This is a genomic window from Pseudomonas sp. S3_B08, assembly GCF_054667725.1.
The window spans coordinates 1,146,802-1,159,317 of sequence record NZ_CP162750.1 but is presented as its reverse complement, the minus strand read 5'-3'; the positions used below and the strand labels follow the sequence as shown (position 1 = coordinate 1,159,317).

Below are 12,516 nucleotides of genomic sequence, written 5' to 3'. Positions count from 1 at the left end.
GTCAATCGGGCAAAGGCGCGGATGTTAACACGCTCGGCGGGGTGTTTCAGTCAGACCGTGGCGGGTCCTTCGCGAGCAGGCTCGCTCCCACATTGGAATGCATTCCAATTCAAGGCCTGGAATACATTTCCCTGTGGGAGCGAGCCTGCTCGCGAATGGCTACGCCACGGTTAGAAGCGAAATCAGCTCTGCTTGTAACCACGCACTTCGTCAACGCCACGATTGGCCAGTTGGTCAGCCCGCTCGTTACCGTGATGGCCAATGTGCCCGCGCACCCATTTCCAGGTGACTTTGTGGCGGTTGACCTGCTCGTCCAGCTCTTTCCACAGATCGGCATTCTTCACCGGCTCTTTCGCAGCCGTTTTCCAGCCGCGCTTCTTCCAGTTGGCCATCCACTCGTTGATGCCTTTCATCACGTATTGCGAGTCGGTGACCAGCAGCACTTCGCAGGGGCGCTTGAGCGCTTCGAGGCCACGAATCGCGCCGAGCAGCTCCATGCGATTGTTGGTGGTGTTGGCCTCGCCGCCCCACAGTTCCTTTTCGACGCCCTTGCACACCAGCAGCGCGCCCCAGCCGCCGGGGCCGGGGTTGCCCTTGCAGGCGCCGTCGGTGAACAGTTCTACGGTATCGACGCTTTCCACGCTTTCGCTCATGCCAGTCTTTCCAGAAAAAATGCCTGTCCTGCCAATCACGGATCGACAATGACCGCGGCCGGGACAAGCCCGGCCACAAATAAAAGAAGATTTACGGTTCGATGCGGCGGCGGTTGACCTTGGCCATCGGCAGCGGAATCAGCTTGCCCATCGGCTCGCGGCGTTCCTGGCGCAACGGCCTGAGCCCCACCACGATCTTGCGCGCCACCAGCAGATAGAAGCCGCCGCCAGACAATTGCCAGTCACCGGCCTTGCGTTCCCAGCCGGCCAGACGGTTCTGCCACTTGGGTGATGCGAGCGGCGGACGATAGCACCCGAAGCGGCGTTTCTCCAGCGCGAAGCCCAGCAGATTGAGCCAGTCGGCGACCCGCGACGGCGAGATGCAGCGCGCCTTGCGCAGGGCATCATTGGCGAAGAAATGCCGCAGCCCCCAGGTGCTCCAGGGGTTGATGCCGATGATCAGCAGATGCCCGCCGGGGCGCACGCTGCTCGCCGCTTCACGCAGCAAGCCGTGGGGCGACAGGCAGAAATCCAGGCCATGCTGCATCACCACCACGTCGGCAGCGTGCTCGCTCAACGGCCAGGCCTGCTCTTCGCAAACGATCTCGACCCCGGGCAACGGCGCGCCAAGACGCACGTTGCGCTGCACTTGCGGCGCGGCCGGCGGGGTTTCGGCGGACGGCCCGTAATGCACCAGATAACCGCCGAAGAAGCGGCCGAGCTCGTCATCGAGCATGCGCCGCTCTTCATCCAGCAGAAATTGCCCGAGCGGCCCCGACAGCCATTCGCGGGCGGCGCTGATCAATGCCAGCCAGTCGGGATCGGCCTGAGCGAACGCTTTATCGGTCATGTCATTCTCCAACGCGCCAGGAACTACTAAGATGCGCCAATGTTTTCTGCTTGGCGAATTCCGACGATGATACAGATCAGTGCCCTGCCCGCGTTCACCGACAACTACATCTGGTTGTTACAGGATCATCAGACCCAGCGCTGCGCGGTGGTTGATCCGGGCGACGCCGCCCCGGTGCAGGCGTGGCTTGACGCGCATCCGGGCTGGGTGCTCAGCGATATTCTGATCACTCACCATCACCATGACCATGTCGGCGGCGTCGAGCGCCTGAAAGCCGCGACCGGCGCCAAGGTCTACGGCCCGGCCAGCGAAAGCATCCCGGCGCGCGACGTAGCGCTCAAGGACAACGACAGCGTCAGCGTGCTCGGCTGGGACTTCGACGTCTATGCGGTGCCCGGTCACACCCTGGGGCACATCGCCTATTACCACCATGGCCTGCTGTTCTGCGGCGACACCCTGTTCGCCGCCGGTTGCGGCCGGTTGTTCGAAGGCACACCCGAGCAGATGTACCGCTCGCTCAGCCGTCTTGCGGCCCTGCCGGAAGATACGCTGGTCTACTGCACCCATGAATACACCTTGAGCAATCTGAAATTTGCCGCCGCCGTCGAGCCGGGCAACCCGGAAGTCGCCGCCCGTCTGGAAAAGGTCACGCAGCAACGGCAGAACGGCGTGATGACGTTGCCGTCGACTCTGGCTCTGGAAAAGCTTACCAATCCGTTTTTACGCACTTCTGAAACATTGGTTACACAAAAAGTGGACGAACGGGAAGGCGCTCAAAACCGGGCGCCGAGCGAGGTATTTGCGGCTCTGCGGGCATGGAAAGACAAGTTCTGACAAGCGCGCCGGCCGGGACAAAAATTCTCAATGGTTGACCGCAGGGGGTGCGCTTTCTAGAATCGCCCGACATTTTTGCCCGGAACTTACTTCCAGCCAATGTCGTCATCCATACGTAAGTCCGTCAATTCAGATGCTTTGACCCGCCTGGCGCAAGCCATCGCGGTGGCTGTGTCCGCCACGCTGGCGGGTTGCTCCAGCCACGCTCCGCAGACTGAAGCGACGCATACGCCGAACATTGCTGCGCGAGCCAAGCAGAAGCCGATCTGGCTGACCGAGAAGCCCACTCCCGTGGCGCCCCAGGACATCTGGGAACGCATGCGTCAGGGCTTCCAGTTGCAGGAAGGCCTTGGCGTCAATCCGCGCATCGAGCAACAACGCCTGTGGTTCGCCAGTAACCCCTCCTTCCTCGAGAATGCCGGTGAACGCGGCAGCCTCTACATTCATTACATTGTCGAACGCCTCGAAGAGCGCAACATGCCGCTGGAACTGGCCCTGCTGCCGGTGATCGAGAGCGCGTACAACCCGATGGCCTATTCCCGCGCCGATGCGGTGGGCCTGTGGCAGTTCATTCCGTCCACCGGGCGTTATTTCAACCTGCGCCAGACGCGTTTTTATGATGGTCGTCGCGACATTACCGCCTCGACCACGGCCGCGATGGATTACCTGACCCGCCTGCACGACATGTTCAACGGCGACTGGCTGCTGGCGCTGGCAGCCTACAACGCTGGTGAAGGCACCGTAAGCCGGGCGATCGAGCGCAACGAAAAGCTCGGCCTGCCCACCGACTACTGGAACCTGCCACTGCCGGCGGAAACCCAGGCCTATGTGCCGAAGTTGCTGGCACTGTCACAAGTGGTACTGGCGCCTGAAGCCTACGGCGTCAACCTCAACCCGATCGCCAACGAACCGTACTTCCAGGTCGTCGAAATCAACCAGCGCATGGACCTGTCCAAGGTCGCTGCGGTGGCGAACATCGATGAAGACGAACTGTTCCAGCTCAACCCCGCGTTCAAACAGCGCACCACCATCGACGGTCCGCAGCACTTGCTGGTGCCGACGTCCAAGGCGCAACTGCTGACCGCCAGTCTGCAGACCATGCGCCCGGACGAACTGATCAGCCCGCGCTCGCTGAAACCGGTGTTCGAAGGCGCCGATCCGTCGGAAGTGGCGCAGCTCAAACGTGCTTATCGGGTCAAGCGTGGCGACAACCTCGGCTCCATCGCCAAGGCCAACAAGGTCGAAGTCAAGGATCTGCAGCGCTGGAACAAGCTGACCGGCAAGAATCTCAAGGTCGGCCAGACCCTGGTCATGCAGGACAACACCAAGCGTGCCCCGGCGCGCAAGTCCGGCCGGGTCAACACCGTGGTCGCGGCGAATACCAAGACCAAAGGCAAGGACGAGAGCAAGCAGCAGACCCAGTACAAGGTCAAGCGCGGCGACACCCTGTATGTGGTGGCCAAGCGGTTCAACGTCGAGATGCAACATCTCAAGCGTTGGAACCCGGGTGCGGGCAAGGCACTCAAGCCTGGGCAGATGCTTACGGTTTATCAGCCGCACTGATTGAAGAGCCCCTGATATTTCAGGGGCTTTTTTTGGATGAAGTTTTTGTGGTGTGCTTTAGATCCATCCCCCTCACCCCAGCCCTCTCCCCGGGGGGAGAGGGGGAAAGGGAGCCGATCGGGGGCTTTTCAGAAACTGACTTCGACTCGGTATCGCACGTCGGTGCAATTCGCCCAGACACCACGATCAGTCCCCTCTCCCTCCGGGAGAGGGTTAGGGTGAGGGGCTCTTCGCGCAAACGATTAACCCGCCATTAACCCGCATCTTTTTCCTGTCCAGACAAGCTGTTACTGTACGGCCCACAAAGCCCAAGCCGCTGGATCGGATCTGACTTGAAGCGTGCCCTCTCCCTGCTCCTGATCAGCCTGGCCTTGAGCTCACCCGCAAGCGCGACGATTACCGAAAGTCATGGTTATGCGCAGTTCGGCACGCTCAAGTACCCGGCCAGATTTACCCATTTTGATTGGGTCAACCCGCAAGCGCCCAAAGGCGGTACGTTGCGGGTGATGGCGTTCGGCACCTTCGATACGGTCAATCCGTACACCTTCAAGGGCACCAGCCCGGTTACCACCGCCAATTTTCTCCAGTACGGCATCAACGAGCTCAACGAGCCGCTGATGGTCGGTACCGGACAGTATTCGCCGTCCGGAGACGAGCCGGCGTCGAGCTACGGTTTGATCGCACAATCGGTGGAGTACAGCGAAGATCGCAGCTGGGTCGTCTTCAATTTGCGCCCCGAAGCACGCTTTCACGACGGCGCGCCGATCACCGCCTACGACGTGGCGTTCTCCTATCGCCTGCTGCTCAAGGACGGTCATCCGCTGTATCGCACGGCCCTGCAGGAAGTGCTGCGGGTCGACATCCTCAACAAACAACGCATTCGTTTCGTGTTCAAGCGCTCGGGCAATCCGCTGCTGATCCTGCGCCTTGGCGAGTTGCCGGTGCTGCCGCAGCATTACTGGAAAGACCGCGACTTCAAAGCCACCACCTTCGAACCGCCGCTGGGTAGCGGGCCGTACCGCATCACGTCGGTCACGCCGGGGCGGCAGCTGATTTTCGAGCGGGTCAAGGATTACTGGGGCAAGGACCTGCCGGTCAATCGCGGCAAGTACAATTTCGATCGCATGGAAGTCGAGTTCTACCGCGACAGCGATGTCGCCTTCGAAGCGTTCAAGGCCGGTGAGTTCGACATCTACATCGAGCATCAGGCGAAGAACTGGGTCAACGGCTACAACTTCCCTGCTGTACGTCGTGGCGAGGTGATCAAGGCGCAGATCCCGCATCAGATCCCGACCCAGACTCAGGGCCTGTTCATGAACAGCCGCCGCGCGACCTTCGCCGATGTCAGGACGCGCGAAGCGTTGGGCCTGATGTTCGATTTCGAGTGGACCAACCGTGCGCTGTTCAGCGATGCCTATAAACGCACCAGCAGCTACTACCCCAACAGCGAATTCACTGCGTCCGGCCTGCCGGTCGGCCATGAATGGCTGATGCTCAAACCCTACAAGGAGCAACTGCCGGCCAGGCTGTTTACCGAGCCGTTCACCCTGCCGAAAACCGACGGCCGTGGCATTCCGCGCGAGACTATGCGCAAAGCCCTCGCCCTGCTCGCCGAGGCCGGTTGGAAGCTCCACGGCCAGCGCCTGCAAGACAAAGACGGCCAACCGCTGCGTTTCGAACTGCTGCTGGTCAACCCGAGCCTGGAGCGGCTCTATCAGCCGTACATCGAAAACCTCAACAGCATCGGCATCGACGCGCGCCTGCGCACCGTTGATCGTGCGCAATACAAACAGCGCCTCGATCAATTCGATTTCGACATGATCTCGATGACCCTCGGCCAGACCTTAAGCCCCGGTCTTGAGCAGTGGCAGTACTTCCACTCCAGCCAGGTGAACGTCAAGGGCAGCAAGAATTACGCGGGCATCGCCAATCCGGTGGTCGATCACCTGCTCGAACAGTTGCTCGCCGCGCGCACCCGCGACGAGCAGGTCGCCGCCGGCAAAGCGCTCGACCGCGTGCTGCTCTGGCAGCACTACAGCATTCCCAACTGGTACCTCAATTATCACCGTCTGGCCTACCGCAACCGGTTGGCCTTTGTCACCACGCCGCCCTACACCCTGGGCCTGAGCGCATGGTGGCTGAAGTCTTCGGAGAAAGATCGATGAACGCTGTTCGCACCCTGCTCGTGCAGGCCGGCGGCTTGCTGTTCGCCGGGCTGGCCTGGGCCGCCCCGCAACACGCCGTGACCCTGTACAACGAGCCGCCGAAATACCCGGCCGATTTCAAGCATTTCGACTACGTGAACCCTGACGCGCCCAAGGGCGGCGTATTCCGTCAGGCCGGCTTCGGTGGCTTCGACAGCCTCAACCCGTTCATCAACAAAGGCGTGCCCGCCGATGACATCGGCCAGATCTACGACACCCTGACCAAACACAGCCTCGACGAGCCGTTCACCGAGTACGGCCTGATTGCCAGCAAGATCGAGAAAGCCGACGACAACAGTTGGGTGCGTTTCTACCTGCGCCCGGAAGCACGCTTCCACGACGGCCACCCGGTGCGCGCCGAAGACGTGGTGTTCAGCTTCGAGACGCTGACCAAGGAAGGCTCGCCGATGTTTCGCGGCTATTACAACGACGTCGCCGAAGCGATTGCCGAAGACCCGTTGAAAGTCTTGTTCAAGTTCAAGCACAGCAACAACCGCGAGCTGCCGCTGATCCTCGGCCAGTTGCCGGTCCTGCCGAAACACTGGTGGGCCAGTCGCGACTTCAACAAGGGCAATCTGGAAATCCCGCTGGGCAGCGGCCCGTACAAGGTCACCCAAGTGAAGGCCGGCCGTTCGGTACGTTACGAGCGGGTCAAGGATTATTGGGGCAAGGGCTTGCCGGTCAACCGTGGCTTCTACAACTTCGACACGATGACCACCGACTATTACCGCGACAACACCGTCGCCCTCGAAGCGCTGAAGGCCGGACAGTTCGATTACTGGCTGGAGATGACCGCGAAGAACTGGGCCAGCGCCTATAACGTTCCGGCGGTCACCGAGGGGCGTTTGATCAAGGAGCTGATCCCCAACAGCAACCCGACCGGCATGCAGGGCTTCGTCTTCAACCTGCGCCGCCCGGTGTTCCAGGATGTGCGCGTGCGTCAGGCGCTGGGGCTGCTGTTCGACTTCGAATGGACCAACAAGCAATTGTTCAACGGCGCCTACGTGCGCACCCGCAGTTACTTCGAGAACTCGGAAATGGCCGCCACCGGCCTGCCCGACGCCGAGCAACGGACGATCCTCGAACCGTTTCGCAGCAAACTGCCGGCCCAGGTGTTCAGCGAAGCCTTCGAAAATCCCAAGACCGACGCCAGCGGCATGATCCGCACCCAGCAGCGTGAGGCGTATCAACTGCTGCAAGAGGCCGGCTGGAAAATCGTCGATGACAAAATGGTCGACGCCACTGGCAAACCGGTGGTGATCGAATTCCTCCTCGCCCAGACCGAGTTCGAACGGGTGCTGCTGCCGTTCAAGCGCAACCTCAGCGACCTCGGTATCGATCTGGTGATCCGCCGCGTCGACGTCTCGCAGTACATCAACCGCGTGCGCTCGCGGGATTTCGACATGATGGTCGGCAGCTTTCCGCAGTCCAATTCGCCGGGTAACGAGCAGCGCGAGTACTGGATGAGCGCCGCCGCCGACAAACCGAGCAGCCGCAACAGCATGGGGCTCAAAGACCCGACCGTTGACCAACTGGTGGAAAGCCTGATCAACGCCGACTCGCGCAAAAGTCTGGTTGCCCACGCTCGCGCCTTGGACCGGGTGCTGCAATGGGGCTACTACGTGGTGCCGAACTGGCACATCAAGAGCTGGCGCGTGGCTTACTGGAACCACATCGGCCACCCGAAAACCTCGCCCAAGTACGACATCGGCATCAACACCTGGTGGGTCAAGCCTGACGCCAAGCCTGCCGTAGAAGTCGAAACCCAACTGCAAGCCGACCCTGCGGGCACGGAGTAATCAGATGCTGGCGTATATCTTTCGGCGACTGCTGCTGATCATCCCGACCCTGTTCGGCATTCTGCTGATCAACTTCGTGATCATCCAGGCCGCGCCCGGCGGGCCGGTCGAGCAGATGATCGCCAAGCTCGAAGGTTTCGAAGGCGCCACCAGCCGGATTGCCGGCGGCGGTGCCGAAGTGGCGGTGGCCGGCTCGTCCTACCGTGGTGCGCAGGGGCTGGACCCGGCGCTGATCAAGGAAATCGAGCACATGTACGGGTTCGACAAATCGGCCCCGGAACGTCTGTGGATCATGGTCAAGAACTACGCGCAGCTGGATTTCGGCGACAGTTTCTTCCGCGACGCCAAGGTCATCGACCTGATCAAGGAAAAGATGCCGGTGTCGATCTCGCTGGGGCTGTGGAGCACGCTGATCATGTACCTGGTGTCGATCCCGCTGGGCATCGCCAAGGCCACGCGGCACGGCAGCCACTTCGATGTCTGGACCAGTTCGGCGATCATCGTCGGCTATGCGATCCCGGCGTTTCTGTTTGCGATCCTGCTGATCGTGGTATTTGCCGGCGGCAGTTATCTGGACTGGTTCCCCCTGCGCGGGCTGACTTCGAACAACTTCGATGAGCTGAGCCTGGGCGGCAAGATCCTCGATTACTTCTGGCACCTGGCATTGCCGGTCACCGCACTGGTGATCGGCAACTTCGCGACCATGACCCTGTTGACCAAGAACAGCTTTCTCGACGAAATCAACAAGCAGTATGTGGTCACCGCCAAGGCCAAGGGCCTGACCCGCCATCGCGTGCTCTACGGCCACGTGTTCCGCAACGCCATGCTGCTGGTGATTGCCGGTTTTCCGTCGGCATTCATCGGTATCTTCTTCACCGGCTCGTTGCTGGTGGAAGTGATCTTCTCTCTCGATGGTCTCGGCCTGATGAGTTTCGAGGCGGCGATCAATCGCGATTACCCGGTGGTGTTCGGCACGCTGTTCATCTTCACCCTGCTCGGGCTGGTGGTGAAACTGATCGGCGACCTGACCTACACCTTTGTCGATCCGCGCATCGACTTCGCCAGCCGGGAGCATTGAGATGAACCTGTCCCCTCTCAACCGCCGACGCTTCGAACTGTTCAAGGCCAACAAGCGTGGCTGGTGGTCGCTGTGGCTGTTTCTGATCCTGTTCGGCCTGAGCCTGGGCGCCGAGCTGATTGCCAACGACAAGCCGCTGGTCGTGCATTACGACAACAACTGGTATTTCCCGGCGATCAAGCGCTACCCGGAAACCGCGTTCGGCGGCGAATTCCCGCTGGAAGCCAACTACAAGAGTCCGTACATCCGTGAGCTGCTCAAGGCCAAGGACGCGTGGATTCTGTGGGCGCCGATCCCCTACAGCTACCAGAGCATCAACTACGACCTGAAAGTCCCGGCCCCGGCGCCACCCTCGGCGGACAACCTGCTGGGCACCGACGATCAGGGCCGCGACGTGTTGGCGCGGGTGATCTACGGTTTCCGCATTTCCGTGTTGTTTGCGCTGACGCTGACCGTGCTGAGTTCGATCATCGGCGTGATTGCCGGGGCGCTACAGGGCTTTTATGGCGGCTGGGTCGATCTCGCCGGGCAGCGTTTTCTCGAGATCTGGTCGGGGCTGCCGGTGCTGTATCTGCTGATCATCCTTGCCAGTTTCGTCCAGCCGAATTTCTGGTGGTTGCTGGGCATCATGCTGCTGTTCTCGTGGATGAGCCTGGTCGATGTGGTGCGCGCCGAGTTCCTGCGCGGGCGCAATCTGGAATACGTGCGCGCCGCCCGCGCGCTGGGCATGCAGAACGGCGCGATCATGTTCCGCCACATCCTGCCCAACGCCATGGTCTCGACCATGACCTTCATGCCGTTCATTCTCACCGGCGCCATCGGCACCCTGACCGCGCTGGACTTCCTCGGCTTCGGCTTGCCGGCCGGCAGTCCGTCGCTGGGCGAACTGGTTGCCCAAGGCAAATCCAACCTGCAGGCGCCGTGGCTGGGCATGAGCGCGTTTGCCGTACTGGCACTGATGTTGAGCCTGCTGGTGTTTATCGGCGAGTCCGCTCGCGATGCCTTCGACCCGAGGAAGTGAAATGAATCAGGACAATCTGATCGAAGTGCGCGACCTCGCCGTCGAATTCGGTTTCGGCGAGCGAGTACACCGTGTGGTCGAAGGCGTGAGCTTCGATATCAAGCGCGGCGAAACCCTGGCACTGGTCGGCGAATCGGGCTCGGGCAAATCGGTAACGGCGCATTCAATCCTGCGCCTGCTGCCCTACCCCATGGCGCGGCATCCGGCCGGCAGCATCAATTACGCCGGGCAGAACCTGCTGGATTTGAGCGAGAAGACCATCCGCCATATTCGTGGCAACCGCATCGCCATGATCTTTCAGGAGCCGATGACTTCGCTCAATCCGCTGCATTCGATCGAGAAGCAGATCAACGAAGTGCTCGGCATCCACAAGGGCCTGAGTGGCAAAGTGGCAACCAAACGCACGCTGGAGCTGCTGGAAATGGTCGGCATTCCCGAGCCGCACAAGCGGCTCAAGGCGCTGCCCCATGAATTGTCCGGCGGCCAGCGGCAGCGGGTGATGATCGCCATGGCCCTGGCCAACGAGCCGGAATTACTGATCGCCGACGAACCGACCACGGCGCTGGACGTGACCGTTCAGCTGAAAATTCTCGATTTGCTCAAGGATCTTCAGGCTCGATTGGGCATGTCGCTGCTACTGATCAGTCACGATTTGAACCTGGTGCGAAGAATTGCGCATCGCGTATGTGTCATGCAGCGCGGTTGCATCGTCGAACAGGCATCGTGCGCAGAGCTGTTCCGTTCGCCGCAGCATCCGTACACTCGGGAATTGCTCGGCGCGGAGCCCAGCGGCGGCCCGGCGAGCAATGAGATCGGCGCGCCGCTGCTCGAAGTCGAGAACCTGAAAGTCTGGTTCCCGATCAAGAAAGGCCTGCTCAAACGCACGGTGGATTACGTCAAGGCAGTGGACGGCATCAATTTCAGCCTGCCGCAGGGCCAGACCCTGGGGATCGTCGGCGAAAGCGGTTCCGGTAAATCCACCCTCGGTCTGGCGATTTTGCGGCTGATCGGCAGCAAAGGCACGATCCGCTTTGAAGGCAAGCAGCTAGACTGCCTGACGCAGAATGAGGTTCGCCCGTTGCGGCGGGAGATGCAGGTGGTGTTTCAGGACCCGTTCGGCAGCCTGAGCCCGCGCATGTGCGTCAACGACATCGTTGGCGAAGGCCTGCGGATACACAAGATGGGCACCGCGACCGAACAGGAAGCGGCGATCATTGCGGCATTGAAGGAGGTAGGTCTGGATCCGGAAACCCGGCACCGCTACCCCCACGAATTTTCCGGTGGGCAACGGCAGCGAATCGCCATTGCCCGGGCCTTGGTGCTGAAACCGGCGCTGATCCTGCTGGACGAGCCGACTTCGGCGCTCGACCGGACGGTGCAGCGGCAAGTGGTGGAGCTGTTGCGTTCACTGCAAGCCAAGTACAACCTGACGTATTTGTTCATCAGCCATGACCTGGCTGTCGTCAAAGCGCTGAGCCACCAGCTGATGGTGGTCAAGCATGGCCAAGTGGTCGAACAGGGAGACGCGCAAAGTATCTTTGCCGCCCCCCAACATCCGTATACACAGCAGTTGCTGGAAGCCGCTTTTCTGGCACCAGCCACTGCGCAATAACCTGAAAGAGGAGCAACACATGGGTTTTCTCGCCGGTAAGCGCGTACTGATCGTCGGTGTCGCCAGCAAGCTGTCCATCGCATCCGGCATCGCTGCCGCCATGCATCGCGAGGGCGCTGAGCTTGCCTTCACTTATCAGAACGACAAACTCAAGGGTCGCGTCGAAGAGTTCGCACAAGGCTGGGGTTCGAGCCCTGAGCTGTGCTTCCCGTGCGACGTGGCCAGCGATGAAGAAATCGCCAAGGTCTTCGAAGAGCTGAGCAAGAAGTGGGACGGTCTGGACTGCATCGTGCACTCCGTCGGCTTCGCCCCGGGCGACCAACTGGACGGCGACTTCACCGAAGCCACCACCCGTGAAGGCTTCCGCATCGCTCACGACATCAGCGCCTACAGCTTCGTGGCCCTGGCCAAGGCCGGTCGCGAAATGATGAAAGGCCGCAACGGCAGCCTGCTGACCCTGTCGTACCTGGGCGCCGAGCGCACCATGCCGAACTACAACGTGATGGGCATGGCCAAGGCCTCGCTGGAAGCCGGCGTCCGTTACCTGGCCGGTTCCCTCGGTCCGGACGGCACCCGCGTCAACTGCGTATCGGCTGGCCCGATCCGCACCCTGGCCGCTTCCGGCATCAAGAACTTCCGCAAGATGCTGGCCGCCAACGAAGCGCAGACTCCGCTGCGCCGCAACGTCACCATCGAAGAGGTCGGCAACGCCGGCGCCTTCCTGTGCTCCGACCTGGCGTCGGGCATCAGCGGTGAAATCATGTACGTCGACGGCGGCTTCAACACCACCGCGATGGGCAACATCGAAGAGTGATCTTCCTGTAGCCGATAGAAAAACCCGCCGGATCCGGCGGGTTTTTTTATCCCTGCAGAAAAGCTCGCCCAACTACATATGTACCGCC

At 61.1% G+C, this 12,516-nt stretch carries 10 protein-coding genes; 8 read left to right on the top strand and 2 right to left on the bottom strand.

What is annotated here, in order from left to right; genetic code table 11:
* Positions 1 to 182 precede the first annotated feature (182 nt).
* Both rnhA and AB4N73_RS05295 read right to left on the bottom strand, forming a co-directional pair.
* The gene (rnhA, locus tag AB4N73_RS05300; RefSeq protein ID WP_007910572.1) at positions 183 to 653 is read right to left on the bottom strand and encodes a ribonuclease HI; all 471 of its coding nucleotides are present in this window, start codon (positions 651 to 653) and stop codon (positions 183 to 185) included.
* A gap of 91 nt (positions 654 to 744) precedes the next feature.
* The gene (locus AB4N73_RS05295; protein ID WP_041480625.1) at positions 745 to 1,503 is read right to left on the bottom strand and encodes a class I SAM-dependent methyltransferase; all 759 of its coding nucleotides are present in this window, start codon (positions 1,501 to 1,503) and stop codon (positions 745 to 747) included.
* A gap of 66 nt (positions 1,504 to 1,569) precedes the next feature.
* Here AB4N73_RS05295 and gloB point away from each other — a divergent pair, with 66 nt between their 5' ends.
* The 8 genes from gloB to fabI all read left to right on the top strand — a co-directional run bounded on the left by gloB (position 1,570) and on the right by fabI (position 12,428).
* Positions 1,570 to 2,337, top strand: a complete 768-nt coding sequence (gloB, locus tag AB4N73_RS05290) for a hydroxyacylglutathione hydrolase (protein ID WP_041480643.1) — start codon at positions 1,570 to 1,572, stop codon at positions 2,335 to 2,337.
* 99 nt (positions 2,338 to 2,436) lie between these two features.
* Complete coding sequence (locus AB4N73_RS05285; RefSeq protein ID WP_041480626.1) at positions 2,437 to 3,900, top strand: transglycosylase SLT domain-containing protein; 1,464 nt, start codon at positions 2,437 to 2,439, stop codon at positions 3,898 to 3,900.
* A gap of 332 nt (positions 3,901 to 4,232) precedes the next feature.
* Positions 4,233 to 6,065 carry an extracellular solute-binding protein gene (locus AB4N73_RS05280; protein ID WP_041478650.1) on the top strand — a complete coding sequence of 611 codons (1,833 nt, stop codon included), beginning with the start codon at positions 4,233 to 4,235 and terminating at the stop codon, positions 6,063 to 6,065.
* Positions 6,062 to 7,903: an extracellular solute-binding protein gene (locus AB4N73_RS05275; protein WP_252885761.1), complete on the top strand. Its 1,842-nt coding sequence runs from the start codon at positions 6,062 to 6,064 to the stop codon at positions 7,901 to 7,903. Before AB4N73_RS05280 ends, AB4N73_RS05275 begins: the two co-directional genes overlap by 4 nt.
* A 4-nt stretch (positions 7,904 to 7,907) precedes the next feature.
* Positions 7,908 to 8,981 carry a microcin C ABC transporter permease YejB gene (locus tag AB4N73_RS05270; RefSeq protein WP_016774154.1) on the top strand — a complete coding sequence of 358 codons (1,074 nt, stop codon included), beginning with the start codon at positions 7,908 to 7,910 and terminating at the stop codon, positions 8,979 to 8,981.
* A 1-nt stretch (position 8,982) separates the two neighbouring features.
* On the top strand, positions 8,983 to 10,002 hold the full coding sequence (locus AB4N73_RS05265; RefSeq protein WP_016774153.1) for an ABC transporter permease: 1,020 nt from the start codon (positions 8,983 to 8,985) through the stop codon (positions 10,000 to 10,002).
* 1 nt (position 10,003) lies between these two features.
* Entirely contained in the window at positions 10,004 to 11,614 is a 1,611-nt protein-coding gene (locus AB4N73_RS05260; protein WP_460143016.1) for an ABC transporter ATP-binding protein, read from the top strand.
* Positions 11,615 to 11,633: 19 nt separating this feature from the next.
* Positions 11,634 to 12,428, top strand: a complete 795-nt coding sequence (gene fabI / locus AB4N73_RS05255; protein WP_003202751.1) for an enoyl-ACP reductase FabI — start codon at positions 11,634 to 11,636, stop codon at positions 12,426 to 12,428.
* Positions 12,429 to 12,516: the final 88 nt, after the last annotated feature.

Excerpts from the sequence above, each read along its gene's own strand:
- rnhA (WP_007910572.1), bottom strand. The coding sequence starts at position 653 with ATGAGCGAAAGCGTGGAAAGCGTCGATACCGTAGAACTGTTCACCGAC.
- AB4N73_RS05295 (WP_041480625.1), bottom strand. The coding sequence starts at position 1,503 with ATGACCGATAAAGCGTTCGCTCAGGCCGATCCCGACTGGCTGGCATTG.
- gloB (WP_041480643.1), top strand. The coding sequence starts at position 1,570 with ATGATACAGATCAGTGCCCTGCCCGCGTTCACCGACAACTACATCTGG.
- AB4N73_RS05285 (WP_041480626.1), top strand. The coding sequence starts at position 2,437 with ATGTCGTCATCCATACGTAAGTCCGTCAATTCAGATGCTTTGACCCGC.
- AB4N73_RS05275 (WP_252885761.1), top strand. The coding sequence starts at position 6,062 with ATGAACGCTGTTCGCACCCTGCTCGTGCAGGCCGGCGGCTTGCTGTTC.
- AB4N73_RS05270 (WP_016774154.1), top strand. The coding sequence starts at position 7,908 with ATGCTGGCGTATATCTTTCGGCGACTGCTGCTGATCATCCCGACCCTG.
- AB4N73_RS05265 (WP_016774153.1), top strand. The coding sequence starts at position 8,983 with ATGAACCTGTCCCCTCTCAACCGCCGACGCTTCGAACTGTTCAAGGCC.
- AB4N73_RS05260 (WP_460143016.1), top strand. The coding sequence starts at position 10,004 with ATGAATCAGGACAATCTGATCGAAGTGCGCGACCTCGCCGTCGAATTC.
- fabI (WP_003202751.1), top strand. The coding sequence starts at position 11,634 with ATGGGTTTTCTCGCCGGTAAGCGCGTACTGATCGTCGGTGTCGCCAGC.